Here is a 26,766-nt window from a genome sequence, read left to right as displayed (position 1 = left end):
GCGGCCCCCTCCAGCACGCTAAGCCCCGCACCGGACCCGGGCCATCGGAGGCGGCGGGGGCCGGGCCCTGGCTCATCCCGGCGTCGGGAGGCGTCCGGCGGCCGGGCCTAGATCCCCGGCCGGGACCGCAGCGGATGGTCCTCGGGGGTCTCCACCAGGGCGATCCGCGTGCCGTCCGGGTCGGCGATCCACATCTCGATCAGTCCCCACGGCTCCCGCACCGGCGGCCGCAGGATCTCCACGCCCTTGCCCCGCAGCTCCTCGTGCGCGGCCTCGGCGTTCTCGACCTGGAGCCAGAGCTGGAGGGCGGGGGAGGGCGGGGCGTCGGCGCGGCCGGAGACCTCCAGGAAGCCGCCGCCGAGGAAGTAGACGGTGCCGCGTTCGGGGCCCGTGCCGAACTCGCGCTGGATGGCGAGGCCCAGCTGTTCGCCGTAGAAGGCCCGGGAGCGGTCGGGGTCGACGGGGTGGAGCAGGATCCTGCTGCTGAGTACATGCACCATGATCCCGGAGCGTAGTGGCCGCGCGTTACTCTCGTCCCTGCCCGCGCCGTGCCGAGAACTGGAGACGCGCCCCATGGAGACCACTGCCGGACTGACCTTCCGCGACGCCACCGACGCCGATGTCGACGAGCTGGTCGCGCTGATCGAGTCGGCCTACCGGGGCGACGCCAGCCGGGCCGGCTGGACCACCGAGGCGGACATCCTCCAGGGGCAGCGCACCGATCCGCAGGGCGTGCTGGACGTCGTCAAGGACCCCGACAGCCGCCTGCTGACGGTCGAGCGGGACGGCCGGATCGTGGCCTGCTGCCAGCTCGAGCACCGCGGCAGCCACGCCTACTTCGGGATGTTCGCGGTCAGCCCCGCGCTCCAGGGTGCCGGCCTGGGCAAGGCCGTCATCGCTCAGGCCGAGCGCGCGGCCCGCGAGAGCTGGGGTGTCACCGAGATGCACATGACGGTGATCTCCGTGCGCGAGGACCTCATCGCCTGGTACGAGCGCCGCGGCTACCGCCGTACGGGACGGATGACCCCCTTCCCGTACGGCGACGAGCGGTTCGGCATCCCGCAGCGCGACGACCTCCGGTTCGAGCTGCTGACCAAGGAGCTCGGCTGAGCCTCAGGCGGTGAAGCGTCCCGTGCGCTTGATCTCCGGGTGGTCGGTCGTCGCGCCGTCCAGCCCCAGGGCACGCACCAGCCGCAGATGGTCCTGGGTGTTCACCACCCAGCCGATGATCCGCAGATCGGCCTCGCGGGCCGCCTCCACCACCTCCAGCGTGAGCCGGCGGATGTTCAGGCAGACCGTTTTTGCGCCCACCGCGACGGCCCGCTCCACGATGTCGGTGCCGTACCGGCTGCCGATCAGCGCCGTGCGGACCCCCGGCACCAGCCGGGCGATCTCGGCAACCGCCTCGTCATGGAACGAGGACACCTCCACCCGCGCGACCAGGTCCCGCCGCAGCATCACCTCGGCGAGCGCCCGCGCGGCGGCCACGTCCTTGATCTCGGCCTGGAGCGGCGCCGCCACGGCGTCCAGCACCTCCTCCAGGACCGGCACCCGCTCACCCAGGCCCGCGTCCAGGGCGCGCAGCTCCGCGAGGGTTTTCTCGGCGATCGGGCCGCTGCCGTCGGTCGTGCGGTCCACCTCGGTGTCGTGCATCACGACGAGGTGACCGTCCTTGCTCAGATGCAGATCGAGTTCGATGACGTCGAGGCCGGCCTGCTGGGCGGCGACGAAGGAACGGAGGGTGTTCTCGGGTTCGACACCCATCACTCCGCGGTGACCGATGGTAAGGAAGTTCAAGGTTCGACTCGCTTCCGTCGACGGCGGCTCGGCACGCGCGCGACCGGAACGGCGCGTTCGCGCGGCAGAGCCGCAGCCTAACCGCCGGGACCGCGGATGAAACCCGTGCGGACAGCCGGGATCAGCCGGGTGGACGGAGGGATCCGGCCAGTACCCGGCCGCCGGTCGTGGCCGCCGCCGCGCCGTCGGTCACCCGGCCGTGGGCGAGTTGCGCGGGCATTGACCGGCCGGACGATCACGCCTACCCCGGCAGAGCGCCTGCACTCCGTCCCGCAGGAAAAAGTTCGGTGACCATGGGGGTAGCGCAGGACAATTTCCCGAGACCCCTCTTGCTGGAAGGAACCTCGTACGCATACGGTGTCCATACGCGAGGTTCTCCCGTGGAGGATGGGACATGACGGAAATTCTTGTGCAGTCGGGTATGGGGGAGCGGATCGCTCCTGCGGCCAGGGTGGTGGAGCACCCGGCATGGCCCGTGCTCAAGGATGCGGTGGAGCAGATCCGGCCATGGCAGTCCAAGGACGGGTCGATCGACCTCACGGCCGAGGGCGCCCCGGCCGCCGCCGACGCGGGGGCCGCCGTGGCCCGGATCGTGACGGCCGTCGAGGAGCTGTCGCCGCTGCTCCCGCACGATGCCGACTACCACCGCGCCCTGGTGCAGGACCTGCGCCGCTGGGCCGAGGGCGGCTTCGAGGTGCCGGACTTCCTGGACTCGCTGCTGGCCTTCCAGCCCGCTGCGAACCGTGCGGACGGCCTGCAGCACCTGGTGGTCTTCCCGATGTACACGCAGAACGGCAACCCCGACCGCAATCTCGAAGCGGTCGTGCTGCGCATGGTCTGGCCCGACTGGCTGGCCGAACTGGAGCGCACCCGCTACGACAACCCGCTGTTCTGTGGCATCAAGTTCGAGGACTTCACGGCCGGTTACGACACCAACTCCGCCGTGCTCTTCCCCGAGACGATCGCCGTGCGCGAGGCGCCGGAACGTTTCACCTGGGGCGGCATCTTCTGCGACCGCGAGGCCGCCCGCTTCCGCCGGGTCACCGAGGCCTCCGTCGACATCCTGGGCCTGGAGCTGCCCGAGGACATCGCCGCCATGGTCCACGACCAGAAGCGCTGCGAGGAGGCCTTCGTGCTGTGGGACATGGTCCACGACCGCACCCACAGCCACGGCGACCTGCCGTTCGACCCCTTCATGATCAAGCAGCGCCAGCCGTTCTGGATGTACGGCCTGGAGGAGCTGCGCTGTGACCTCACCGCCTTCAAGGAGGCCGTGAAGCTGGAGGCCGAGGGCGTTCCGCAGGCCCGGGACGTGCAGTACGCGGTCCTCTTCGACCGCATGTTCCGCTTCCCCGTCACCGGCGACCGGGTCCGCAACTACGACGGCCTCGGCGGCCAGCTGCTCTTCGCCTACCTGCACAAGCACGACGTCGTGCGCTGGACGGACAACAAGCTGTTCATCGACTGGCAGCGCGCCCCGCAGGTCACCAACCAGCTGTGCGCCGACATCGAGAAGCTGTACCGCGACGGCATCGACCGCCCCAAGCTCGTCCACTGGTTCGCCGGGTACGAGCTGGTCTCCACCTACCTCGCGCCGCACCCCGGCTCCAAGTGGGCCAAGGGACCGGACGCCCTGGACCTGACCCAGCCGCCGCGCAAGCTCGTCGATGACGTGCTTCCGGACGAGTTTCCGCTGAGCATGTTCTATGAGGCCCTGGCCAAGAAGCTCAAGAACGTGATCGCCTCGGCCAAGGGCATCACGGCGGACAGCGCCGAGCGGGTCGCCGCGTGAGCGACGGCCTCCGGAACACTGCGGTGAAGGGGAACATCATGGGCAACGGGGCTCTCAGCGGCGCGGTGATCGCGGTGGCCGGCGCGGGCGGACCCGCCGGACGCGCGGCACTGCTCCGGCTCGCCGAGGCCGGTGCCACGGTCATCGGCGCCGACAACGACCCGGAGCGGCTCGCCGAAGCCGTCGACGCCGCCCGCTACGCCTCCGGCGGCGCGACCGTGACCGGCGAGACCGTCGACCTGCTCGACCTGCACTCCACCCGGGACTGGGCGGCCCGCACCGAGAAGGAGTTCGGCCGGGTCGACGGCCTGGTCCACCTCGTCGGCGGCTGGCGCGGCAGCGAGACCTTCACCAAGACCAGCCTGGACGACTGGGACTTCCTGGAGCTGCTGCTCATCCGCACCGTGCAGCACACCTCCCTCGCCTTCCACGAGGCGATCCAGCGCAGCGACCGGGGACGGTACGTCCTGATCAGCGCGGCCGGCGCCACCAAGCCGACCGCGGGCAACGCCGCGTACGCCGCGGGCAAGGCGGCGGCCGAGGCGTGGACGCTGGCCATGGCCGACTACTTCAGGAAGGCCGGGGGCGAGCAGGGGCCGACATCGGCGGCTGCGATCCTGGTGGTGAAGGCGTTGGTGCACGAGGCGATGCGCGCCGAGCGGCCCAACGCGAAGTTCGCGGGCTTCACCGACGTCACGGACCTCGCCGAGGCCATCGCCGGTGTCTGGGAGAAGCCCGCCGCGGAAGTGAACGGACAGCGTCTGTGGCTCACCGAGAAGCCGTGAACCCCCCGAAGACCGATGCGCGTCGGCACCACGACCCGGAGATCCGCGGTTTCGCCAGCGACAACTACGCAGGCACCCACCCGGAGGTGCTCGCCGCCCTGGCCGTGGCCAACGGCGGCCACCAGGTGGCCTACGGCGAGGACGCGTACACGGAGAACCTCCAGGGGATCATCCGGAGCCACTTCGGTCCCACGGCCGAGGCGTTCCCGGTCTTCAACGGCACCGGCGCCAACATCGTCGCGCTCCAGGCGGTCACCGACCGCTGGGGCGCGGTGATCTGCGCCGAGAGCGCGCACATCAACGTCGACGAGGGCGGCGCCCCCGAGCGGATGGGCGGCCTGAAGCTGCTCACCGTGCCCACGCCGGACGGCAAGCTCACCCCCGAGCTGATCGACCGGCAGGCCTGGGGCTGGGAGGACGAGCACCGGGCGATGCCGCAGGTCGTCTCGATCACCCAGAGCACGGAGCTGGGCACGCTGTACACGCCCGACGAGATCCGCGCCATCTGCGAGCACGCCCACGCCCGCGGCATGAAGGTGCACCTCGACGGCTCCCGGATAGCCAATGCGGCGGCCTCGCTGAACGTCCCCATGCGGACCTTCACCAACGCCGTCGGCGTCGACATCCTCTCCCTGGGCGGCACCAAGAACGGCGCCCTGTTCGGCGAGGCGGTCGTGGTGATCAACCAGGACGCCGTGCGCCACATGAAGCATCTGCGCAAGCTGTCCATGCAGCTCGCCTCCAAGATGCGCTTCGTGTCGGTGCAGCTGGAGGCGCTGCTCGCCAAGGACCTGTGGCTGCGCAACGCCCGCCACGCCAACGAGATGGCGCAGCGGCTCGCCGAGGGCGTCCGCGCGGTGCACGGCGTGGAGATCCTCTACCCGGTGCAGGCCAACGGCGTCTTCGCGAAGCTGCCGCACGACGTGAGCGAGCGTCTTCAGCAGCGGTTCCGGTTCTACTTCTGGGACGAGGCCGCGGGCGTCGTGCGCTGGATGTGCGCGTTCGACACCTCCGAGGAGGACGTGGACGCCTTCCTGGCGGCGCTCAAGGAAGAGATGGCGCGCTAGCCGACACCACGGCCCCGACTGTGCATAGATATGCGGTCACCCGAAAAAGCATTGACTCTCGGGTGATCGCATTCCTATGCTCTGCGGCCATGGAGCTCATCCAGGAAAACCCCGACCTCTCCGCCTACTTGGCCGCTGACGAGGTCATCGACCACGACCATCCACTGGTCCGGCAGACGGCGGCGCGGCTCGCCGGTCAGGCGGAGGACTCGTATGCCTATGCGCGACTGGCCTTCGAGTTCGTGCGCGACACCGTCCCGCACTCCCAGGACTCCGGCGACCCGCGCGTGACCTGGCGCGCCTCCGACGTGCTGGAGCAGGGCACCGGCATCTGCTACGCCAAGTCCCATGCGCTGGCGGCCCTGTTGCGGGCCGAGGACATCCCGACGGCACTGTGCTACCAGCGGCTGGGCGACGGCGGTGGCAGGACCGTCGTGCACGGCCTGGTGGCCGTCCGGTTCAACGGGGCCTGGCACCGCCAGGATCCCCGCGGCAACAAGCCGGGGGTGGACGCCCAGTTCTCCCTGAACGGCGAGCGGCTGGCCTTTCCGGTCGACCCGAAGTCCAATGAGTTGGACTATCCGGTCCTGTACGCTAAACCGCACCCGGCTGTTCTCGGTGCGCTCCGCGGTGCGGCCGACCGGCCGCACCTGTGGCAGACGCTCCCGACCGAACTCTGAGGCCAGACCGACCATGACCCTCACCCTGACCGTGTCCGACGAGGTGCGCGCCCTCGCGCCCGGGTTCACGCACATCGCCGTCACGGCCCATGGACTCGTCAACGGGCCGAGCAGCGACGCCGGTTCGGCCCTCCTCGACGACGCGGCCCGCCGTCTCGCCGTACGCCTGGACGGCCGGGCCCCGCACGAGGACCCGCACATGGCGGCCTGGCGGGAGGTGTACACGGCGTTCGGGGCCAAGCCGTCGCGCACCCGCAACTCGGCGGAGGCGCTGGCCAAGAGGGCCCTGTCGGGGGCCGGCCTGCCCCGGATCAACCTGCTCGTCGATCTGTACAACGCGATCAGCGTGGCGCATCTGATCCCTGTCGGCGGCGAGGACCTCGACCGCATCCAGGGCGGGATGCGGCTGATCCGGGCCACCGGCGACGAGCCCTTCGTGACCGTCGCCGACGGCGCCGAGACCGTCGAGCATCCCGACGCCGGCGAGGTGGTGTGGTGCGACGACGCCGGAGTGACCTGCCGCCGTTGGAACTGGCGCCAGGGGCCCCGCACCCGCCTCACCGAGGAGACGGTCTCGGCGCTCTTCCTGCTGGAGAGCATGGCGCCCATGCCGGTGGCCGACGTCGAGCGGGCGGCCGCCGAACTCGCCGAGCTGCTGGAGAAGTGCAGCCCGGGAGCCCGCATCGAGGTGCACCCCGCAAGCGGGGGCTAGCCGGGCGCTGTCGTTCGGATCGGCCCGGCTGCGAGAGCCGACGGGGCTTAGCGGGACTCCGCCTCGCGGATCTGCTCCAAGGTGGGCGCGGTGCCCCCGAGGTGCGCCGGCATCCACCAGGTGTCGGCCGCGTCCTTGGGACGTACCGGGTACGCCCGCTGGGCGGCCTCCAGCAGTTCCTGGACGCGCTCGCGCAGCTGGCGGGTGATCGCGCCCGCGTACTTGTCCTGGGAGGCCTCGATGGCCTCGCCGACCCGGATCGTGACCGGGGTGTGGCTGCGCCGGAAGTTGCGCGGGTGCCCCTTGGTCCACAGCCGCTGGGTACCCCACACGGCCATCGGGATCAGCGGGACGCCGGCCTCCTGGGCGAGCCGGGCGGCGCCCGACTTGAAGCTCTTCAGCGTGAACGACTGGGAGATCGTCGCCTCCGGGAAGACGCCCACGATCTCACCGGAGCGCAGCGACTCCAGCGCGTGCTGGTAGGCGGCCTCGCCCTGCTTGCGGTCCACCGGGATGTGCTTCATGCCGCGCATCAGCGGACCGGAGATCTTGTGCCGGAAGACCGCTTCCTTCGCCATGAAGCGCACCAGGCGCTTCTGGGGCAGGGCGGCCAGGCCGCTGAAGATGAAGTCCAGGTAGCTGATGTGATTGCTCACCAGCACGGCGCCGCCCGAGCGCGGGATGTTCTCCGAACCCTTGCAGTCGATCTTGAGGTCCCACGCCTTGAACAACGTGAGGGCGAGACCGACGACGGGACGGTAGACAAGCTCTGCCATGGACGGGGTGGACCCTTCCTTCTCTGCCTGGAAAAGGCTCCCGGCGGGAAACTTACGCAGCCGTAGGTTTACGGCATCTCGCAGATCGTGCCCCAAGAACGCACCGGTAGCCAGCCTTCGTGCCGGGGAACGGCGAGATTCTCGTCACGTCGATGCGGACGCGGCCGGGAATCTTCGCGGGCCGGTGCACGCTGGAGCGGACGAGGACCGAAGGAGGACGCACGTGCGCGGGCAGGGCGAAGGCGGTCGGCTGGGGCCGCAGGACGTGGGCGGCCGGCTCGGTGAGCGGGCCACCCTGGTGCAGTTCTCCAGCGCCTTCTGCGCTCCCTGCCGGGCGACGCGAAGGATCCTCGGCGAGGTGGCCGCCATGGTTCCGGGAGTCGCGCATGTCGAGATCGACGCCGAGGACCGGCTGGAGCTCGTACGACGGCTGGAGATCCTCAAGACCCCCACGGTGCTGGTCCTCGACGCCGACGGGCGGGTGGTGCGGCGCGCCGTCGGACAGCCCCGCAAGGCGGACGTGATCGCGGCCCTCGGCGAGGCCGTATGAGAGGACGGACACGACAGTGAGTCATCTCCCACCTGCCCGCCCGCACTTGACTGTACGGGCCACCTATCGTCAGTCTGACGGGATGTCCCCGGCGCCCCCTCCCCTCAGGTGTTCATGACCGCCACACCCGACGTCGACGCCACCCGGCTCGCCTCACCCGACCTGCTGCGCTCCGTCTTCCGGCGGCACGCGGCGGGAGTCGCGGTGATCACCGCCCGCGGCGAGCACGGTCCCGTCGGCTTCACCGCCACCTCCCTGGCCTCCGTATCGGCCGAGCCCCCGATGCTCTCCTTCGGCATCGGCACCGGATCCTCCTGCTGGCCCGCGCTGTCGCGGGCCGAGCACGTGGGCGTGCACCTGCTCGGGGAGCACCAGCGGGAGCTGGCCGCCACCTTCGCCCGCAGCGGCGCCGACCGCTTCGCGCCGCCCACCGCCTGGCGCGAGGGTCCCGAAGGTGTTCCCGTCCTCGACGGCGTCCGCGCCTGGCTGGTCTGCCGCGTCCACGCGCGCGTGCCCGCGGAGGACCACCGGATCGTGCTCGCGCACGTCCTGGCCGGCGACCACACCGGCCCCGGGCGGCCGTTGCTCTACCACCAGGGCGGCTTCACCGGCCTGCGCGACTGACCGGGTATCGGACGGGTTCTGCGAAACCGTCCAGTTCCGATTACGCTGCGTTGCGAAGGTCACAGTTCAAAGCGCTTGCTTAGCGGGAACGAACTGGGTGTACTGACGAGTAATATTTTGGTCGGAGCGCAGGTCGCCCCGATCGGGAACGGCCGCTTCAGGCGCCTATGCTGCCTGCAAGTAGGCAGCAGAGAAATGTCGACGCAGTAGGAGAGCCGGCGTGAGCTTGAGGATCGTTGTCACTGTGAAGTACGTGCCCGACGCCACTGGCGACCGGCACTTCGCCGATGACCTGACCGTCGACCGGGACGACGTGGACGGTCTGCTCTCCGAGCTCGACGAGTACGCCGTCGAGCAGGCGCTGCAGATCTCCGAGAACTCGGACGACGACGTCGAGATCACCGTCCTGACCGTGGGTCCCGAGGACGCCAAGGACGCGCTGCGCAAGGCGCTGTCGATGGGCGCCGACAAGGCGATCCACGTCGAGGACGACGACCTGCACGGCACCGACGCCATCGGCACCTCCCTGGTGCTGGCCAAGGCGATCGAGAAGGCCGGCTACGACCTGGTCATCTCCGGTATGGCCTCCACCGACGGCACCATGGGTGTCGTCCCGGCGCTGCTCGCCGAGCGTCTCGGTGTCCCGCAGGTCACCCTGCTCTCCGAGGTCTCCGTCGAGGACGGCACGGTCAAGGGCCGCCGCGACGGCGACGCCGCCTCCGAGCAGCTCGAGGCCTCCCTGCCGGCCGTCGTGTCGGTCACCGACCAGTCGGGCGAGGCGCGTTACCCGTCCTTCAAGGGCATCATGGCGGCCAAGAAGAAGCCGGTGGAGTCCTGGGAGCTGGACGACCTGGAGATCGACGCCGACGAGGTCGGTCTGGAGAACGCCTGGACCGCGGTCGACTCCGCGGCCGAGCGTCCGGCCCGCACCGCCGGCACGATCGTCAAGGACGAGGGCGAGGGCGGCAAGCAGCTCGCTGAGTTCCTCGCGGGCCAGAAGTTCATCTAGGCCCCACCCCTTACCGCCCCTTAAGCCTTCGCATTCCGCAGGAGAGCAATCCCATGGCTGAAGTTCTCGTCTACGTCGACCACGTGGACGGCGCCGTCCGCAAGCCCACCCTGGAACTGCTGACGCTGGCCCGCCGCATCGGCGAGCCGGTCGCCGTCGCCCTGGGCAACGGCGCCGCCGACACCGCCGCCGCCCTCGCCGAGCACGGCGCGGTGAAGGTCCTCACGCACGACGCCTCCGAGTACGCCGACTACCTGGTCGTGCCGAAGGTCGACGCCCTCCAGGCCGCCTACGAGGCCGTCTCCCCGGCCGCCGTGCTGGTCCCCTCCTCCGCCGAGGGCAAGGAGATCGCCGCCCGTCTGGCGCTGCGCATCGGCTCCGGCATCATCACCGACGCCATCGACATCGAGGCCGGCGACCAGGGCCCGGTGGCCACCCAGTCGGTGTTCGCCGCCGCCTTCACCACCAAGTCCCGGGTCGCCAAGGGCACCCCGGTCATCACGGTCAAGCCGAACTCGGCCGCCGTGGAGGCCGCCCCGGCCGCCGGTGCGGTCGAGGCCCTCTCCGTGACCTTCTCCGAGCAGGCCACCGGCACCAAGGTCACCGGGCGCACCCCGCGTGAGTCGACCGGCCGCCCCGAGCTGACCGAGGCCGCGATCGTGGTCTCCGGCGGCCGTGGTGTGAACGGCGCGGAGAACTTCGCGATCATCGAGGCGCTCGCCGACTCGCTCGGCGCGGCCGTCGGTGCCTCGCGCGCCGCCGTCGACGCCGGCTGGTACCCGCACACCAACCAGGTCGGCCAGACCGGCAAGTCGGTCTCGCCGCAGCTGTACATCGCCTCCGGCATTTCCGGTGCGATCCAGCACCGCGCCGGCATGCAGACCTCGAAGACGATCGTGGCGATCAACAAGGACGCCGAGGCCCCGATCTTCGACCTCGTCGACTACGGCGTGGTCGGCGACCTCTTCGACGTCGTCCCGCAGCTCACCGAAGAGGTCAAGACCCGCAAGGGCTGATCCTCCGCAGGCTCAACGAGGCCCCGCGACCGTGCCGACGGTCGCGGGGCCTCGCTGCGTGGGCGGTCCTCCGCCGCGGTGGAGGGGCGGGCCGGTGCTGTACTGGAGAGGGGCGTGGACACGGTGTTGACCATCCGGACGGTGCCCGGATAACTTCGTTCTACGGATTGTTGATTCCGTACAGCGGAAAACTGGAGGGTGTGGGAATGGGTCAGGGCCAGCAGGAGAAGGTGGCGACGAGCCTCGCGGGCGCCGTCAGCGAGGAGATCAGCGCCTCCCTCGCCCCGGTCGACGCCGAGCTGGAGCGCCACTACCCCGGAGACCCCGGCACCCGCCAGCCCGTCCACACCGTCTACGTACCCGGTGACGTCTTCACCGCCGACACCATCCGCACCTGGGGCGACCGGGCCCTCGCCGCCCTCGACGAGCACGCCCCCGACGCCGCCTCCTTCGCGGCCGTCCTCGGTCTCGCCGACGAGCTCGCCGAACCCGTCCACACGCGCGTGCGGGCCAAGCTGATGCGCGAGCCCGTCGAAGACCTGCGCGTCGACTTCGAGGACGGCTACCAGGGCGGGGACGAGGACCAGGACGCGGCCCGCGCCGCCCGTCTGATCGCCGAGGCCTACCGCGACGGCACCGCCGCCCCCTACATGGGCATCCGCATGAAGTGCATGGAAGCCGCCGTCCGCGACCGCGGCATCCGCACCCTCGACATCTTCCTCACCGGCCTGATGGAGGCGGGCGGCCTGCCCGACGGGCTGGTGCTGACCCTGCCCAAGGTCACCTACCCCGAGCAGGTCACCGCCATGGTCCGCCTCCTGGAGTCCTTCGAGAAGGCGCACGGCCTGGAGCCCGGGCGGCTCGGCTTCGAGATCCAGATCGAGACCAGCCAGTCCATCCTCGCCGGCGACGGCACCGCCGCCGTCGCCCGCATGATCCGGGCCGCCGAGGGCCGCGCCACCGGCCTGCACTACGGCACCTTCGACTACAGCGCCTGCCTCGGCGTCTCCGCCGCCTACCAGGCCAGCGACCACCCCGCCGCCGACCACGCCAAGGCGGTCATGCAGGTCGCCGCGGCCGGCACCGGCGTCCGCGTCTCCGACGGCTCCACCAACGTCCTGCCGGTCGGTACGACCGAGAACGTCCACGACGCCTGGCGGCTGCACTACGGCCTCACCCGCCGCGCCCTGGCCCGCGCCTACTACCAGGGCTGGGACATGCACCCCGGGCACATCCCCACCCGGTACGCGGCCGTCTTCGCCTTCTACCGCGAGGGCTTCGCCCAGGCAGCCGCCCGGCTCACCCGCTACGCCAACCGGACCGGCGGCGACGTCATGGACGAGCCCGCCACCGCCAAGGCCCTCAGCGGCTATCTGCTGCGCGGCCTGGACTGCGGCGCCCTGGACACCGGCGAGGTCGCCCGGCTCACCGGCCTGACCCGCGCCGACCTGGAGGGCTTCGCCGCACCCCGGCGCGGCGACCTGACCGTCTCCGGGGCGCAGTAGAACCGTCACCGCCGCCCCCTAGGCTGTACGCCACAAGGGAAGACCACACGAACGGGGCGGCGGTGTCTTCGGGGGAGTACGGACAGACGGACGGGGCCGGACGGCTGCTGGCCGGGCGCTATCGCGTCCTGGCCCAGCTCGGCCGGGGCGGCATGGGGGTCGTCTGGCGGGCCCGCGACGAGGTCCTCGGGCGCGAGGTCGCCGTCAAGGAACTGCGCACCTACATCGACAGCGACGACCCCGAACTGGAGGGCCTGCGGCTGCGCATGCAGCGCGAGGCACGCGCAGCGGCCCGGGTGCGCCATCCCGGGGTCGTGGCCGTGCACGACGTCACCGAGGTCGACGGACGTCCGCTGATCGTCATGGAGCTGGTCGACGGCCCCTCCCTGGACGACGTCCTGCGCGAGCGCGGCACCCTCGACGCGCGCGAGGCCGCCGGGATCGGCGCCAAGGTCATGGACGCGCTGGCCGCCGCCCACCGCGCCGGCGTCCTGCACCGCGACGTCAAGCCGGGCAACATCCTCCTCGACCGCTCGGGCCGGGTCCTGCTGACCGACTTCGGCATAGCCACCATGGAGGACCCGGGCGACGGCTCCGCCACCCGTCTCACCCGCAGCGGCGAACTGGTCGGCTCCCTGGACTACCTGGCGCCCGAGCGCGCCCAGGGCGCCCGGCCGGGCCCGGCCTCCGACATCTGGGCACTCGGCGCCACCCTGTACGCCGCCGTCGAGGGCTCCTCGCCCTTCCGCCGGACCTCGACCTTCTCGACGCTCACCGCGATCGTCACGGAGCCCCTTCCCGGGCCGCACCGCTCCGGACCACTCGCCCCGGTCCTGCAGCGGCTGCTGGACAAGCGCCCCGAGAGCCGCCCCGAGGCCGAGGAGGCCCGCGCCCTCCTCCAGGCGGTGGCCGACTCCGGCGACACCCCGACCACGACCCTGCGCGGACCGGCGCGCACCCTGACGCAGGCCCAAGGGCTCCCCGCCCCGCACGGACCGGCCGAACCGCAGACCACGACCGCCGCCCGACCCTCCCGCCCCAGACGCCGCGTCCTGCTCGCCGCGGCCGCAGTCCTCCTGGTCCTCGCCTCGACCGGCACCACCGTCGCCCTGCTGAGCGACAGCGACGACCCCGCGGCGGCCGGACAACCCGCCCCGACCGTCAGTTCGGACGGCGCCGAACCCACCGGCAAGGGCGACGAGAAGAGCCCGGCCCCCAGCCGCGGCACCGAGAAGGAGCCGAGCACCGAGCCGAGCACCCGCCCGGCCCCCACCCCGAGCAAGACCCCCGGCGGAGACGGCGGCGCCACCGCCACCGCCTGCCGTCCCATCGGCGGCGGCAAGTACAACTGCGAGGTCTGGCGCACCGCGAAGTCCTACACGGCCGACGGCACCGAGGTCGGCATCCTGGGCGCGGGCACCAACTACTTCTACTGCCAGCAGAACCTGGGCCGCCGCGAGACCAGTGGCCGGTGGACCAACGTCTGGTGGGCGAAGACCGACGACGACAGCGGCAACGCGGACGTCTGGGTCAGCGACGTCTACGTCGAGGGCGGTGACAACGACGGGCCGGTGCCCGGACTGCCCGTCTGCTGACCGATGTACCGCTCCAGACCGTGCACGGTCACCAGCTTCTCCCGCCGGAACAGCCGCGTGCCCCGCTCGCACAGCCGCCGGTCCGCGCGCGCCCGCGCGCAGAACTCCTCCGGCGTCACGCCGAACAGCTCCCGCAACCGCGCCGACTTCAGAAGCAGTTCGCCGATCAGCGCCCGCTGCCCGGGATGGGTGCGCGGCGCTCCGGAGCCGTTGTGCAGCACGCCGCGGCGATTGACGTACGAGAAGACGCCCGGCAGCGTCGTGCCGTCCGCCAGGTCGACTTGTACCTCGGCCGAGGACAGCCACACGCGCCGGTAGTTGCCGTACGGCAGCGGCACGCCCTCGCTGGCGTCGATCACCGTGAGCTGGTCGGCGTCGAGCCACAGGACGAACAACTCCCGTACGCGGCCCGGCGCGTGGAAGGGGGACGCCGACACGTAGCCCAGCCGGCTCACATGCGCCGACACACCGAGCTCGAGGCCCGTGACGCGGACCTTGACCATGGGGATCGGGGAGCGGATGCCGAACTCGGCCATCTTGTGCCGCAGTTGGCCGGGGCAGGCGTTGGAGCCGATCGCGAGGACGGGGGTGCGGCCGGGGTGGGTCAGCCGGTCCAGGGGCAGGAACCGCTCGCCGTCGAGCAGGCCGGAGTCCGCGGGCCAGGTGCCGGGATAGAGCAGCGGGTGCTCGCGGGGCGCCATCGCGAGGCCCAGTGCCTGAAGGGTGCACGCGTCCATGACTCGCTCAGTCCGCCGGGGGCAGCTCTCCCGAGCCGCGGGTGATCAGCCGGGTCGGCAGCTCGATCCGCTCGGGTGTCACGAGCGTACCGTCCAGCTGCCGGAACAGGCGCTCGGCGGCGGTCCGGCCGAGGGCGGCGGCGTTCTGCGCGACGACGGTGACGCCCGGCTGGAGCAGATCGGCGAGCTCCAGGTCGTCGAAGCCGACGAGCGCCACCCGGCGGGACTGCTCGGCCAGCACCCGGATCACGGTGACCGTCACCCGGTTGTTGCCCGCGAAGATCGCGGTGACCGGCCGGGGGCCGGAGAGCATGTCCTCGGCGGCCCTGCGCACCCGCTCGGGGCCGGTGACGCCCAGCGACATCCAGGCGTCCTCCACCGGTATCCCCGCGTCCTCCATGGCCGCCCGGTAGCCGCGCAGCCGCTCGGCGGCGGTGTGGATGCGGGGCATGTCGCCGATGAAGCCGATCCGGCGGTGTCCGTGGCCGATCAGATGGGCGACTCCGTCCCGGGCGCCGCCGTAGTTGTCCGACAGCACGACATCGGCGTCGATCTGCCCGGCCGGCCGGTCCACGAACACCGTGGCGACGCCCGCCCGGATCTCGGGCTCCAGATAGCGGTGGTCGTCCCCGGCCGGGATCACCACCAGACCGTCCACGCGCCGCGCGCACAGCGCCAGCGCCAGCTCCTGCTCACGCTCCGGGTCCTCGGCGCTGGAGCCGTTGATCAGCAGCGCGCCGTGGGCCCGGGCCACCTCCTCGACCGCGCGGCTGAGGGGGCCGTAGAAGGGGTCCGCGAGGTCCTCCAGGACGAGGCCGATGCTGGCGGTACGGCCCTTGCGCAGCACCCGGGCGCTGTCGTTGCGGCGGAAGCCCAGGGCGTCGATGGCCTCCTGGACGCGGCGCTCCGTCTCCGGCGTGACGCCCGGCTCGCCGTTGACGACCCGCGAGACCGTCTTGAGCCCGACTCCCGCACGAGCGGCCACGTCCTTCATCGTCGGCCGATTGCCGTAACGGTTTCCGGGGGTGCGGTCGGCGCGGCGGATGGTCTCGGGCACGATGCGGGTCCTGTCCTGTTTGTCCACGGGGATGCGGCGATCCATGGTTTGTATGAGGATGTGGCGTCGAGCATAGAGCCTGGACAACGTTGTCAGATCCAGGGGACACTGTCCACCGCTTTCCCCGGCCGGCGCCCCACCGCTGGGCCGGCCTGCCCTTTTCCGCTGGTTGACCGGGAGATCTGACTCTGATGCGCACCGACCTCGTGGCCGCACTCGACATCGGCGGAACGAAGATCGCCGGAGGTCTTGTGGACGGCCACGGCCGGATCCTGGCGCGAGCCCAGCGCCCGACCCCGGCGCGGGAGGACGGCGACACCGTGATGGGTGCCGTCCAGGCGGTGCTCGGCGAACTGACGGCGAACCCGCTGTGGGCGCGGGCGACGGCCCTCGGGATCGGCAGCGCGGGCCCGGTGGACGCCTCCGCCGGGACGGTGAGCCCGGTGAACGTTCCCGGCTGGCGCGACTATCCGCTGGTCCGGCGGGTCCGGGAGGCGGCGGGCGGACTGCCGGTCGAGCTCATCGGCGACGGCGTGGCCATCACCGCGGCCGAGCACTGGCAGGGCGCCGCCCGCGGCCACGACAACGCCCTGTGCATGGTGGTGTCCACGGGCGTCGGCGGCGGTCTGGTCCTGGGCGGACGGCTGCACCCCGGGCCCACGGGCAATGCGGGCCACATCGGTCACATCAGCGTCGATCTCGACGGCGACCCCTGCCCGTGCGGCGCGCGCGGCTGCGTGGAGCGCCTCGCGAGCGGCCCCAACATCGCCCGGCGCGCCCTGGAGAACGGCTGGGAGCCCGGCCCCGACGGCGACACCTCCGCCGCCGCGGTGGCCGCCGCCGCCCGCCGGGGCGACCCGGTGGCCGTGGCCTCCTTCGAACGGGCGGCGCAGGCGCTGGCCGCCGGGATCGCCGCCACCGCGACCCTGGTCGAGATCGACATCGCCGTCATCGGCGGCGGCGTCGGCAAGGCGGGCGAGGTGCTGCTCGCCCCCCTGCGCAAGGCGCTCGGCGACTACGCCACGCTCTCCTTCGTCCAGCGCCTGACGGTGACGTCGGCACAGATGGGGACGGACGCGGGTCTGGTGGGCGCCGCGGCGGCGGCCCTCACCTCGCGGAAGGACGCGGCCGGGGTCTGACCATCCTCGGCAGGAACGTTCCGGCGGGGGATGCGCCGTCGCTTTCCGCGACGCATGCCGTGACCCCCGCGCGGACCGCGCAGTTGAAACGGTCATGAAGAAGCGCAGCATGCTCGCCATCGCCTCCCTGGCCACCGGATTCGTCGTCGCGGCGGTCACGCCCTCCCACTCCCTCGGGAGCGACCTGACCGACCTCGACGTGGGGGAGACCGTCAGCGCCGTCGAGGACACGGTGGCCACCGACAGCCTGGCCATCGAGGACGGCCCGCTCGGCCAGAAGGACTGACGAGGCCGACGGCACGCAGTACGGCGCCGGTGTTCCCGCACTCGCGGGCACCGGCGCCGCCGCGTTTGCGCCCTCAACTGGAAGTGGTTTCCGTGGCAGGGTGGAGCGGGCAAGCCCCAGGGGGCCAACAGAAGAGGGGGAGAGTCTGTGATCGTCTGGATCAACGGGCCTTTCGGTGCGGGGAAGACCACCACCGCACGGGAACTAATCGAACTGATCCCGAACAGCACGCTCTTCGACCCCGAGGTCATCGGCGGAGCACTGCCGCACCTGCTCCCGCCCAAACACCTCGCCGAGGTCGGCGACTTCCAGGACCTGCCGATCTGGCGACGACTCGTGATCGACACGGCGGCCGCGCTGCTCGCCGAGCTCGGCGGGACCCTCGTGGTCCCCATGACCCTGCTGCGCCAGGAGTACCGCGACGAGATCTTCGGCGGGCTGGCCGCGCGCCGGATCGCGGTACGGCACATCCTGCTGGCCCCGGCGGAAACGATCCTGCGCGAGCGAATAGCGCACCGGGAGGTCCCCGAGGGCCCCGACGGCGAACTCCGGACCCGGCAATGGGCGTACGACCACATCGAGCCCTACCGCTCCGCCCTCGCCTCCTGGCTCACCGCCGACGCCCACCTCGTGGACAACGGCCGGCTCACCCCGCACCGGACGGCCGCCCGGATCGCCGAGGCCGTCGCCTCCGGCCAGGCGCCGGTGAGCGACATCGTGCAGACGCCCGAGCCGACCGCCGAGACACTGGCCGCCGGAGTGCTGCTCTTCGACGAACAGGACCGGGTCCTGCTCGTCGACCCCACCTACAAGGCCGGGTGGGAGTTCCCCGGCGGAGTCGTCGAGCCGGGCGAGGCGCCCGCGCGTGCGGGCATGCGCGAGGTCGCCGAGGAGACGGGGATCCGCCTCGAGGACGTACCCCGCCTCCTCGTCGTCGACTGGGAACCGCCCGCACCGCCCGGCTACGGCGGACTGCGCCTGCTCTTCGACGGCGGGCGGCTCGACTCCGCGCGGGCCGGCCGGCTGCTGCTGCCCGGACCCGAACTGCGCGGCTGGCGCTTCGTGACCGAGGAGGAGGCCGCCGAGCTGCTGCCGCCCGTCCGCTACGAGCGGCTGCGCTGGGCCCTGCGCGCACGGGAACGCGGGGCCGCGCTCTACCTGGAGGCGGGAATCCCCGCCCCCTGACCGGGCCCGCTCAGCCCGCCGCGTAGTTGCGCAGGAACAGCGCCTCCGCCACGGACAGCCGCTCCAGCTCCTCGGGCGAGACGCTCTCGTTCACGGCGTGGATCTGGGCCTCCGGCTCGCTCAGACCGATGAGCAGGATCTCGGCGTCCGGGTAGAGGGCGGCGAGGGTGTTGCACAGCGGGATGGAGCCGCCCTGACCGGCGTACTGCATCTCCTGGCCCGGGTAGGCCTCGGTCATCGCCCGGGCCATGGCCTCGTACGCGGGGCTCGTGGTGTCCGCGCTGAACGCCTGGCCCTGTCCGACCTGCTCGCTGTGCAGTCGCGCGCCCCACGGCGTGTGCGCCTCCAGATGGGCCTGGAGCAGCTTGGTGGCCTCCGCCGCGTCGACGCCCGGCGGCACCCGCAGGCTGATCAGCGCACGGGCGCTCGACTGCACGGACGGGGTCGCGCCGACCACGGGCGGGCAGTCGATGCCGAGGACCGTGACGGCCGGACGCGCCCAGATGCGGTCCGCGACCGTGCCGGAACCGATCAGCTCCACCCCGTCCAGCACCTTGGCGTCCGCGCGGAACTGCTCCTCGTCGTACTGCAGTCCGTCCCACACGGCATCCGACGTCAGCCCGTCGACCGTCGTCGAGCCGTCCTCGGCGCGCAGCGAGTCCAGTACGCGGATCAGGGCGCCCAGCGCGTCCGGTGCGGCACCGCCGAACTGGCCCGAGTGGAGGTTGCCGACCAGCGTGTCGATCTGCACCCGGAGCATGGTCATCCCGCGCAGCGTCGTGGTGACCGTCGGCAGCCCGACCCGGAAGTTGCCCGCGTCGCCGACGACGATCGTGTCGGCCGCGAGCAGCTCGGGATGCGCCTCGGCGTACTGCTCGAGGCCGCCGGTGCCCATCTCCTCGGACCCCTCGGCGATCACCTTGACGTTGACCGGGACCCCGCCGTTGGCCTTGAGCGCGCGCAGCGCGAGCAGGTGCATGATCAGGCCGCCCTTGCAGTCGGCGGCGCCGCGTCCGTACCAGCGCCCGTCCCGCTCGGTCAGCTCGAACGGCGGGGTCAGCCAGGCGGTTTCGTCCAGCGGCGGCTGCACGTCGTAGTGGGCGTAGAGCAGGACCGTCTTCGCGCCCGCCGGGCCGGGCAGGTAGCCGTACACCGACTGCGTGCCGTCGGGGGTGTCCAGCAGGGCCACGTCCTCGAAGCCCTCGGCGCGCAGCGCGTCCGCGACCCAGCGCGCGGCGCCCTCGCTCTCGCTGCGGGGGAACTGGCCGAAGTCCGCCACCGATTTGAACGCCACCAGTTCGGTGAGCTCCTGCTTCGCCCTCGGCATCAGCGAGGCGACGGTCTCGGCGACCGGATTCGACGACATGGGCACGCTCCTTGTAGGTGCGACGTTGTACGGCTGCGTACTTTTGCGTACGGCTGATCGGGCGAGCGTAGGCCCCGCCGGGTGCGGTGGTCACCTACGCCGCCGATCCTCCCACAGGGGCCTGCGGCGACCGCCGCCGTAGGATGCGGGGGACAGCAGCAGCGGGCGGCTTGATCGGGAGCAGTAGACCATCGTGAGCAGCGAGAACTCTTCGGCGGACGACGTGCGGCAGGTGTGGGACGTCGTCGTGGTCGGCGCGGGCCCCGCGGGGGCCTCGGCCGCGTACGCGGCGGCGGTCGCGGGGCGGCGCGTGCTGTTGCTGGAGAAAGCCGAGTTGCCGCGCTACAAGACCTGCGGCGGCGGCATCATCGGCCCCTCGCGCGACTCCCTGCCGCCCGGCTTCGACCTGCCGTTCAGGGACCGGGTGTACGCCGTGACGTTCTCGAACAACGGCCGCTTCACCCGTACCCGGCGCTCCCGGAAGATGCTGTTCGGGCTGATCAACCGGCCCGAGTTCGACCAGCAGCTGGTGGAGCACGCGCAGAAGGCGGGCGCCGAGCTGCGCACGGGCGTCACCGTGCAGCGGGTCGAGCAGCACGGCTCTGCGGTGCCGGACCGGCGCACGGTCGCCGTCGTCCTCCAGGGCGGCGAGACGGTGCTGGCGCGGGCGGTGGTCGGCGCGGACGGCAGCGCGAGCCGGATAGGAGCGCATGTCGGGGTGAAGCTCGACCAGGTGGATCTCGGCCTGGAGGCGGAGATCCCGGTGCCGGAGACGGTCGCCGAGGACTGGCAGGGGCGGGTGCTCATCGACTGGGGGCCCATTCCCGGCAGTTACGGCTGGGTCTTCCCCAAGGGCGACACCCTGACGGTCGGGGTGATCTCGGCGCGCGGCGAGGGCGCGGCCACCAAGCGGTATCTGGAGGAGTTCATCGGGCGGCTCGGACTCGCCGGGTTCGAACCCGCCATCTCCTCCGGCCATCTGACGCGCTGCCGGGCCGACGACTCGCCGCTGTCGCGCGGGCGGGTCCTGGTGTGCGGCGACGCGGCGGGGCTGCTGGAGCCGTGGACCCGAGAGGGCATCTCCTTCGCGCTGCGCTCCGGGCGGCTCGCGGGGGAGTGGGCGGTCCGGATCGCCGAGGCGAACGACGCGGTGGACGCCCGGCGCCAGGCCCTGAACTACGCGTTCGCGGTCAAGGCCGGGCTCGGCGTCGAGATGAGCGTCGGCAAGCGGATGCTGGCGCTGTTCGAGAAGCGCCCCGGGATCTTCCACGCCGCGCTGACCGGCTTCCGGCCCGCCTGGCGGGCGTTCACGGACATCACCCGCGGCTCGTCGTCCCTCGGCGAGCTGGTCCGCAGCCACCCGATGGCCCAGCGCGGTCTGAACGCGCTGGACCGACGGCAGGCGGAGGCGGAACGCCGGGAGGCGGAGGCGGAACGCCGGGAGGCGGAGGCGGGGGCGGCAGCGGAACGCCGGGATGCGGGAGCGGAGCGGCGGGAAGCGGACGCGGAGTCCGGGGGCGGCCGGGGCGAGGGGTAGCGGTCGGGCGGACCGGGGGCGGGCCGTGGGGGCGAGCCGGCCTGAGGGGCCATGGGTCGGGCGCCGGGCGCCGGGCCGCGGGTAGGGGTTGGGGCTGGGGTGCAGGCCGAGTCGGCCGCGGGCCCACGGTCGGGCATCGGGCGCTGGGCGCCGGGTTGAGGGTCAGGGTCGGGCTCAGGGCTGAGCTCTGCCCCCCGGGGCGGCTCGGCGGTGTGGTGCCGCGCTTCCTGGTCGGCCGGGCGAGGGCTGGTCGACGCCCTTTGCCGTCTCGTCGCCCGCGCACGGGCCGGGGGCCTCGACGTCCGGAAGATCCGACAACGAGGCCCGCGGAACGCCGCGCTCGCTAGCTCTTGAGCGAGAGCTCGAACACCGGGTGGTCCGGGGCGATGCGGCGCAGGTCGGAGTCGGGGGAGTCCGGGCCGACTCCGTTGAAGAAGACACCGACCTCGGCCTTCCAGCGCTTGAGGTAGGCGCGCAGCACCGGCGCCTTGTCGTCGTCGGAGACCTCGGTCGCGGTGAACACGTCCGCCTGCTTGCCGAGACGCAACTCCCCGCCGCCGGCCGCACGCATGTTGTGCGTCCACTGGACGTGGCCGCGCGGGGCGACGAGGTAGTGCCGGCCGTCGATGGTCAGCAGGTTCACGGGGGTGGTCCGCCACTGCCCGCTCTTGCGGCCGCGGACGGCGAGGACGCGGGAGCCCCACACACTCAGGCCACGGCGGGTCAGCCAGGCGACGGTGCGATTGAGGACGTTGACCGTGAACCAGCCGGGCTTCTTGACGTGCGTGGACATGCGGACCCCCTGAGTTTGGTGAGCGGTGCTCTCGCTTGCCGCTTCCACAGTGTGTCCGAGATCGGCGCTCCAAAGCAAGAGCGGTGCTCTCTTTTCGGTTCACCGCTCTCCTTTGTGTGCACTGCTCTCGCTTCTCGTGGGAGACTGCCGGGCATGAGCACCGCACACGGCAGCGCCCCCCAGGGAGCCCGGGCCCGGGCCCGGATCGAGGTCACCGCGGCCATCAAGGACCAGGCGCGCAGACAGCTCGCCGCCGAAGGCGCCGCCAAGCTCTCGCTGCGCGCCGTGGCCCGCGAACTCGGCATGGTCTCCTCCGCGCTCTACCGCTACTTCCCGAGCCGCGACGACCTGCTGACCGCGCTGATCATCGACGCCTACAACTCCCTCGGCGAGAGTGCCGAGGCCGCGCGCGACACCTTCGCCGACGCCGGTCCCGGGCACCGCTGGGTCGCGGTGTGCGAGGCACTGCGGGGGTGGGCGCTGGAGCATCCGCACGAGTACGCGCTGATCCACGGATCACCGGTGCCCGGCTACAGCGCCCCCGAGACCACGATTCCGGCCGCGGCCCGGGTCGGCGAGGTCTTCTTCGGCATCCTCCGCGACGCCCACCGAGGTCTCGGCCTCGCCAAGCCGTCCCTGCCCGCCGAGCTTCGCCCCGAGGCCGAGCGCATGGCCGCCGACTTCGCGCCCGACCTCCCCCCGGAGACGGTGGCGGCGTTCGTCGCGGCCTGGGCGCAGCTCTACGGTCTGGTCGGCTTCGAGGTGTTCGGCCAGTTCCAGCGGGTGGTCGAGGACCGAGAGCGGTTCTTCCGGCACGCGGTGTGCCGGCTGGCCCACGGGGTGGGGCTGGTGTATCCGCAGACCGGACCGGCCGCGGCCGGGGGATGACCGGCGGCCTGCCTCGGCTGACGTACTTCGCGGGGAGTACGTGTGATCACCTCACTCGGCTGACGCGGCCCGGCGGTGACGGCGTCTAGCGTGGCGGGCATGGACGAGCAGCGTGTGCCGCACTGGTGGCGGAGCGGTCCGTCGTGGTGGCGGCACGAGGAGCGGGAGCGGTGGCCCTGGCGGTCCACCGTGCTGGTGACCGCCTTCGTGTTCGTCGGGTCGCATTTCGCCGCCGAGGAGCAGGCGGGCGAGCGCGCCGACCTCGATGTCCTCGCCCGGGTGCTGCTGCTCCTGGCCGGCCTTGTGCTGCTGTGGCGGCATCGTCACCCGGTCGCCGTCGCCTTCGGTACGGCCGCTGCCGCCCTGGTCTATCTCGGTGCCGGCTATCCGTACGGGCCCGTCTTCCTCACCGTGGCGATCGGCTGCTTCGGCGCCGTCGTCGCCGGGCACCGGTGGGCCGCATGGGCGGCGATGGGCACCTTGTGGGCGGGGCATGTGATGGTCGTCCACTGGCTCTACCAGTGGCTCCCGCCGGCCGGTGACTCCGCCGCCCCCTGGGGGCAGGAGGGTGTGGTCGCCGCCTGGGTCGTGGCCGTCGCGGCGCTGGCGGAACTGGTGCGGACCCGGCGGGAGCAGTGGGCCCGGGAGCGGGCCGAGCAGGCGCAGGCGGCGCGGCGGCGGGCCGACGAGGAACGGTTGCGGATCGCCCAGGAGCTGCATGACGTCCTGGCGCACAGCATCTCCGTCATCAACGTGCAGGCGGGCGTCGGTCTCGCGCTCCTCGACTCCGATCCCGAGCAGGCCCGGACGGCGCTCACCACCATCAAGGCCCAGAGCAAGGAGGCGCTCGGCGAGGTGCGTCAGGTGCTCGACACGCTGCGCGCGCCGGGCGCCGCGCCGCGCGCACCTGCGCCCGGACTCGACCGGCTCCCCGAGCTCGTGGACCAGGCGGCCGGCGCCGGCCTGACCGTCGAGGTGCACGGCGCCGCGCCCCCGCTGGCGCCCGGCACCGACCTCGCCGCCTTCCGGATCGTCCAGGAGGCCCTCACCAATGTCGTACGGCACTCGGGATCGCGGCACGCGCGCGTGCACCTCGATCACGGCGGCGGCACGCTCCGGATCCGCGTGGACGACGACGGCCCCGCGACCGGCGCCGACGCGGGTGGCAGCGGCAACGGTCTGGCCGGTATGCGGGAGCGGGCCGCCGCGCTGGGTGGCACGATCGAGGCGGGCCCGCGCACCGCCGGCGGCTTCCGGGTGCTCGCCGTACTGCCCGGCACCCCGAAGGGCAACGCCCGGTGACCCGCGTACGGACCGGTGCCCCGCGTACCGCCCCCGCCTCCGCCCCCGCCCTCGAAGGAGAACGACCGGTGATCCGTGTACTGCTCGCCGACGATCAGTCACTCGTGCGGGCCGGTTTCCGGGCGCTGCTCGACGCGCAGCCCGACATCGAGGTGGCCGGTGAGTCAGCGGACGGCGAGGCGGCGGTGCGCGCGGTGGGTGAACTCGCCCCCGATGTCGTACTGATGGACATCCGGATGCCGGTGCTGGACGGGCTGGCCGCGACCCGGCGGATCACCGGGGACGACCGGCACAAGGACGTGAAGGTGGTCATGCTGACCACCTTCGAGCTCGACGAGTACGTCTTCGAGGCCATCCGCTCCGGGGCCTCGGGGTTCCTGGTCAAGGACACCGAGCCGGACGAACTCCTGCGCGCCGTGCGGGCGGTGGTCGGCGGGGACGCACTGCTGTCGCCCGGGGTGACCCGTCGCCTGATCGCCGAGTTCGCCGCCCGTTCCAAGGAGCCCGCCGCGGCCGACGCCCTCGCCGCGCTCACCGAGCGGGAGCGGGAGGTGATGGCCCTGGTCGGGATGGGCCTGTCGAACGAGGAGATCGCCCGCCGTCTCGTGGTCAGCCCGCTCACCGCCAAGACCCACGTCAGCCGCACCATGGTGAAGCTGGGCGCCCGGGACCGGGCGCAACTGGTCGTCCTGGCTTACGAGTCGGGGTTGGTGCGGCCGGGCTGGCTCGGCTGAGTCCCCCGCCGGTAGCGCACCAGCACACTGATCACGCGGACGGCGAACACCGCCACGGCCAGCCACTTGCCGCCCTGCCACAGCAGTGACTCCATCGCCCACGGCACGTCGAACAGCAGCGCCGGACCGGCGACGGCCCCGAAGACCACCCCCGCCGCGAACAGCGCGCTGAACAGCGCGTACCCCACTTCGACGACGAACGCGTCCTGCTCCGCCTTGGTGCGCCGGCCCCCGTGAACACTCATGCACGGAGTCAAGCAGGCGTGTGCCCGGCCGGGCAAGCGATCCCGGCCGGGCACACGGTAGGGAGGCGGTCCCCCTAGTCGCGGACCGGAACCCGGTCCTGCTCCGCCTCCTGCACAGTGGACTTGGCGACCACGACGGACGGCTGGGGCCGCTGGGCCCTGCGTGTCCCGCGCAGTCCGGGGAGTGTGATCAGCAGGCCCGCGACGGCGACGCAGGCCACCACCACGAAGCCGGGTCGGTAGCTGTCGAGGACCGCCTGCGGAGTGGCCTGCTCGGGTGCCCCGGCGGTCACCACCGCGGTCACCACGGCGAGGAAGATGGCGCCGCCCACCTGCACCGAGGTGTTCAGCAGCCCGGAGACCATGCCCTGCTCGTGGTCGTCGACGCCGTTCGTGGCCTGGATGTTGAGCGAGGGGAAGACCAGCGCGCAGGCCGCGCCGATCAGCAGCATCGACGGCAGGATGGTCGCCGCGTACACGGGGTCGAGGTCGATCTGGAGGAACAGCGCGTAGCCGACGACCATGAACCCGAAGCCCACCGCGATCAGGCGCTGGGTGCCGAACCGGTCGACGATCGAGCCGACCTTCGTGGAGGAGAGCGCCACCAGCGCGCCCGCGGGCAGGAAGGCGAGCGCCGTGTGCAGCGCGGACCAGCCGAGCAGCGACTGCATGTAGAGCGTGGTGAGGAACTGGAAGCCGACGTACGAGCCGAAGAAGGCGAGGGCGCCGAGCTGGGCGCGGATCTGGTTGCCCGAGCGCAGTACGCCGAGCCGGACCAGCGGTCCGGGCGAGCGCCGCTCGACCAGCACGAACGCGGTCAGCAGGGCGGCGACGGCGAGGAAGGACAGCAGCGTCCGGGCGGAGGCCCAGCCGGCTTCCGGGGCCTGGACGACGGTGAACACCAGCAGCAGCATCGAGGCGGTGCCGAGGACGGCGCCGGGGATGTCGTAGCCGTTGTGGTTCTTCTCGCGGGCGCTGCGCGGCAGCAGCTTCAGGCCCGCCACCAGGGCGATCAGGGCGATCGGCGCGGGCAGCAGCATGGTGAGCCGCCAGCTGGCCTCGGTGAGCAGCCCGGACAGGACCAGGCCCATGGAGAAGCCGGTGGCCGCGCAGGTGGTGTAGATGGCCAGGGCCTTGTTGCGCAGCGGGCCCTCGGGGAAGGTCGTGGTGATGATCGACAGGCCGGCCGGTGCCGTGAAGGCCGCGCTCAGGCCCTTGATGAAGCGGCTGGCGATGAGCAGCGGACCGGAGTCGACGAGCCCGCCGAGCAGGGAGGCGACCGCGAAGACGCCGAGGGCCACCAGGAAGACCTGGCGCCGGCCCAGCAGGTCGGCGGCGCGTCCGCCGAGGAGCAGCAGTCCGCCGTAGCCGAGGATGTAGCCGCTGACGATCCATTGCAGCGTCGAGGTCGACAGACCCAGGTCGGCGCCGATGGACGGCAGGGCGACGCCGACCATCGAGACGTCCAGGGCGTCCAGGAACATTGCGGCGCAGAGCACCAGGAGCGTGCCCCACAGCCGGGGGGTCCAACGTCCGTCGGACGTAGGGGTGGTGAGCGGAGAGGTCATGCGGGAGAGACTACATGCGCA

The 26,766-nt window shown here is 72.2% G+C and carries 28 protein-coding genes; 19 read left to right on the top strand and 9 right to left on the bottom strand.

The features are described 5' to 3' along the window. Positions 1-107: 107 nt before the first annotated feature. A complete protein-coding gene (locus M8H82_RS11960) occupies positions 108-500 on the bottom strand; it encodes a VOC family protein (protein WP_250073040.1) in 393 nt (130 codons plus the stop codon). A 73-nt stretch (positions 501-573) separates the two neighbouring features. On the opposite strand from M8H82_RS11960, the gene M8H82_RS11955 reads away from it, so the two are divergent. After that, the gene (locus M8H82_RS11955) at positions 574-1,110 is read left to right on the top strand and encodes a GNAT family N-acetyltransferase (protein WP_250073039.1); all 537 of its coding nucleotides are present in this window, start codon (positions 574-576) and stop codon (positions 1,108-1,110) included. 3 nt (positions 1,111-1,113) lie between these two features. Here the strand turns inward: M8H82_RS11955 and M8H82_RS11950 are convergent, their stop codons facing one another. Next, on the bottom strand, positions 1,114-1,797 hold the full coding sequence (locus M8H82_RS11950; RefSeq protein WP_250073038.1) for a glycerophosphodiester phosphodiesterase family protein: 684 nt from the start codon (positions 1,795-1,797) through the stop codon (positions 1,114-1,116). A 394-nt stretch (positions 1,798-2,191) separates the two neighbouring features. Here M8H82_RS11950 and M8H82_RS11945 point away from each other — a divergent pair, with 394 nt between their 5' ends. From M8H82_RS11945 to M8H82_RS11925, 5 genes are all read left to right on the top strand, one after another. Continuing rightward, entirely contained in the window at positions 2,192-3,589 is a 1,398-nt protein-coding gene (locus M8H82_RS11945; protein ID WP_250073037.1) for a DUF6421 family protein, read from the top strand. A gap of 38 nt (positions 3,590-3,627) precedes the next feature. After that, the gene (locus M8H82_RS11940) at positions 3,628-4,374 is read left to right on the top strand and encodes an SDR family oxidoreductase (RefSeq protein WP_250073036.1); all 747 of its coding nucleotides are present in this window, start codon (positions 3,628-3,630) and stop codon (positions 4,372-4,374) included. Continuing rightward, positions 4,371-5,441, top strand: coding sequence for a low specificity L-threonine aldolase (locus tag M8H82_RS11935; RefSeq protein ID WP_250073034.1), 1,071 nt, complete (start codon positions 4,371-4,373; stop codon positions 5,439-5,441). Before M8H82_RS11940 ends, M8H82_RS11935 begins: the two co-directional genes overlap by 4 nt. A gap of 89 nt (positions 5,442-5,530) precedes the next feature. Continuing rightward, positions 5,531-6,121 carry a transglutaminase family protein gene (locus M8H82_RS11930; protein WP_250073032.1) on the top strand — a complete coding sequence of 197 codons (591 nt, stop codon included), beginning with the start codon at positions 5,531-5,533 and terminating at the stop codon, positions 6,119-6,121. A gap of 13 nt (positions 6,122-6,134) precedes the next feature. After that, positions 6,135-6,833: a B3/4 domain-containing protein gene (locus tag M8H82_RS11925; protein WP_250073026.1), complete on the top strand. Its 699-nt coding sequence runs from the start codon at positions 6,135-6,137 to the stop codon at positions 6,831-6,833. Positions 6,834-6,880: 47 nt separating this feature from the next. On the opposite strand, the gene M8H82_RS11920 is transcribed toward M8H82_RS11925, so the two are convergent. Beyond that, positions 6,881-7,609, bottom strand: coding sequence for a lysophospholipid acyltransferase family protein (locus tag M8H82_RS11920; RefSeq protein WP_250073025.1), 729 nt, complete (start codon positions 7,607-7,609; stop codon positions 6,881-6,883). Between the two features lie 184 nt (positions 7,610-7,793). On the opposite strand from M8H82_RS11920, the gene M8H82_RS11915 reads away from it, so the two are divergent. The 6 genes from M8H82_RS11915 (at position 7,794) to M8H82_RS11890 (ending at position 13,908) form a co-directional block, all read left to right on the top strand. Continuing rightward, complete coding sequence (locus M8H82_RS11915) at positions 7,794-8,159, top strand: TlpA family protein disulfide reductase (RefSeq protein WP_374211652.1); 366 nt, start codon at positions 7,794-7,796, stop codon at positions 8,157-8,159. 114 nt (positions 8,160-8,273) lie between these two features. Continuing rightward, the gene (locus M8H82_RS11910; RefSeq protein ID WP_250073023.1) at positions 8,274-8,783 is read left to right on the top strand and encodes a flavin reductase family protein; all 510 of its coding nucleotides are present in this window, start codon (positions 8,274-8,276) and stop codon (positions 8,781-8,783) included. A gap of 220 nt (positions 8,784-9,003) precedes the next feature. Then, positions 9,004-9,792 (top strand): electron transfer flavoprotein subunit beta/FixA family protein, encoded by a 789-nt coding sequence (locus M8H82_RS11905; protein ID WP_250073021.1) that lies wholly within the window; start codon positions 9,004-9,006, stop codon positions 9,790-9,792. A 53-nt stretch (positions 9,793-9,845) separates the two neighbouring features. Beyond that, a complete protein-coding gene (locus tag M8H82_RS11900) occupies positions 9,846-10,808 on the top strand; it encodes an electron transfer flavoprotein subunit alpha/FixB family protein (RefSeq protein WP_250073019.1) in 963 nt (320 codons plus the stop codon). Positions 10,809-11,014: 206 nt separating this feature from the next. Then, complete coding sequence (locus M8H82_RS11895; RefSeq protein WP_250073018.1) at positions 11,015-12,313, top strand: aldolase/citrate lyase family protein; 1,299 nt, start codon at positions 11,015-11,017, stop codon at positions 12,311-12,313. A 62-nt stretch (positions 12,314-12,375) separates the two neighbouring features. After that, positions 12,376-13,908 carry a serine/threonine-protein kinase gene (locus M8H82_RS11890; protein WP_250073017.1) on the top strand — a complete coding sequence of 511 codons (1,533 nt, stop codon included), beginning with the start codon at positions 12,376-12,378 and terminating at the stop codon, positions 13,906-13,908. Here M8H82_RS11890 and M8H82_RS11885 read toward each other — a convergent pair. After that, complete coding sequence (locus tag M8H82_RS11885) at positions 13,854-14,645, bottom strand: hypothetical protein (RefSeq protein ID WP_250073016.1); 792 nt, start codon at positions 14,643-14,645, stop codon at positions 13,854-13,856. The genes M8H82_RS11890 and M8H82_RS11885 overlap by 55 nt on opposite strands. Before the next feature lie 7 nt (positions 14,646-14,652). Next, positions 14,653-15,747 carry a LacI family DNA-binding transcriptional regulator gene (locus M8H82_RS11880; protein WP_250073015.1) on the bottom strand — a complete coding sequence of 365 codons (1,095 nt, stop codon included), beginning with the start codon at positions 15,745-15,747 and terminating at the stop codon, positions 14,653-14,655. Positions 15,748-15,893: 146 nt separating this feature from the next. Here M8H82_RS11880 and M8H82_RS11875 point away from each other — a divergent pair, with 146 nt between their 5' ends. The 3 genes from M8H82_RS11875 (at position 15,894) to M8H82_RS11865 (ending at position 18,312) form a co-directional block, all read left to right on the top strand. Next, entirely contained in the window at positions 15,894-16,841 is a 948-nt protein-coding gene (locus M8H82_RS11875; RefSeq protein ID WP_250073014.1) for an ROK family protein, read from the top strand. Positions 16,842-16,935: 94 nt separating this feature from the next. Then, positions 16,936-17,127 (top strand): hypothetical protein, encoded by a 192-nt coding sequence (locus M8H82_RS11870; protein WP_250073013.1) that lies wholly within the window; start codon positions 16,936-16,938, stop codon positions 17,125-17,127. Between the two features lie 147 nt (positions 17,128-17,274). Continuing rightward, complete coding sequence (locus tag M8H82_RS11865; RefSeq protein ID WP_250073012.1) at positions 17,275-18,312, top strand: NUDIX domain-containing protein; 1,038 nt, start codon at positions 17,275-17,277, stop codon at positions 18,310-18,312. Positions 18,313-18,322: 10 nt separating this feature from the next. Here the strand turns inward: M8H82_RS11865 and M8H82_RS11860 are convergent, their stop codons facing one another. After that, positions 18,323-19,678 (bottom strand): dipeptidase, encoded by a 1,356-nt coding sequence (locus M8H82_RS11860; protein WP_250073010.1) that lies wholly within the window; start codon positions 19,676-19,678, stop codon positions 18,323-18,325. A gap of 193 nt (positions 19,679-19,871) precedes the next feature. Here M8H82_RS11860 and M8H82_RS11855 point away from each other — a divergent pair, with 193 nt between their 5' ends. Next, complete coding sequence (locus M8H82_RS11855; RefSeq protein ID WP_250073009.1) at positions 19,872-21,215, top strand: geranylgeranyl reductase family protein; 1,344 nt, start codon at positions 19,872-19,874, stop codon at positions 21,213-21,215. Positions 21,216-21,558: 343 nt separating this feature from the next. On the opposite strand, the gene M8H82_RS11850 is transcribed toward M8H82_RS11855, so the two are convergent. After that, positions 21,559-22,008 (bottom strand): nitroreductase family deazaflavin-dependent oxidoreductase, encoded by a 450-nt coding sequence (locus tag M8H82_RS11850; RefSeq protein ID WP_250073008.1) that lies wholly within the window; start codon positions 22,006-22,008, stop codon positions 21,559-21,561. A 153-nt stretch (positions 22,009-22,161) separates the two neighbouring features. Here M8H82_RS11850 and M8H82_RS11845 point away from each other — a divergent pair, with 153 nt between their 5' ends. From M8H82_RS11845 to M8H82_RS11835, 3 genes are all read left to right on the top strand, one after another. Further along, positions 22,162-22,896 (top strand): TetR/AcrR family transcriptional regulator, encoded by a 735-nt coding sequence (locus M8H82_RS11845; protein ID WP_250073007.1) that lies wholly within the window; start codon positions 22,162-22,164, stop codon positions 22,894-22,896. Between the two features lie 99 nt (positions 22,897-22,995). Next, complete coding sequence (locus tag M8H82_RS11840; RefSeq protein WP_250073006.1) at positions 22,996-24,198, top strand: sensor histidine kinase; 1,203 nt, start codon at positions 22,996-22,998, stop codon at positions 24,196-24,198. 68 nt (positions 24,199-24,266) lie between these two features. Next, positions 24,267-24,932, top strand: a complete 666-nt coding sequence (locus M8H82_RS11835; protein ID WP_250073001.1) for a response regulator transcription factor — start codon at positions 24,267-24,269, stop codon at positions 24,930-24,932. On the opposite strand, the gene M8H82_RS11830 is transcribed toward M8H82_RS11835, so the two are convergent. Both M8H82_RS11830 and M8H82_RS11825 read right to left on the bottom strand, forming a co-directional pair. Then, complete coding sequence (locus M8H82_RS11830) at positions 24,893-25,177, bottom strand: DUF6332 family protein (protein WP_250072999.1); 285 nt, start codon at positions 25,175-25,177, stop codon at positions 24,893-24,895. The two genes, M8H82_RS11835 and M8H82_RS11830, sit on opposite strands and share 40 nt — an antisense overlap. A gap of 74 nt (positions 25,178-25,251) precedes the next feature. Then, entirely contained in the window at positions 25,252-26,745 is a 1,494-nt protein-coding gene (locus M8H82_RS11825; protein WP_250072997.1) for an MFS transporter, read from the bottom strand. Positions 26,746-26,766 lie beyond the last annotated feature (21 nt).

It is taken from the genome of Streptomyces sp. YS415, from assembly GCF_023544665.1.
Lineage (GTDB): Bacteria > Actinomycetota > Actinomycetes > Streptomycetales > Streptomycetaceae > Streptomyces.
This window is presented reverse-complemented; position numbering and strand designations above follow the sequence as displayed.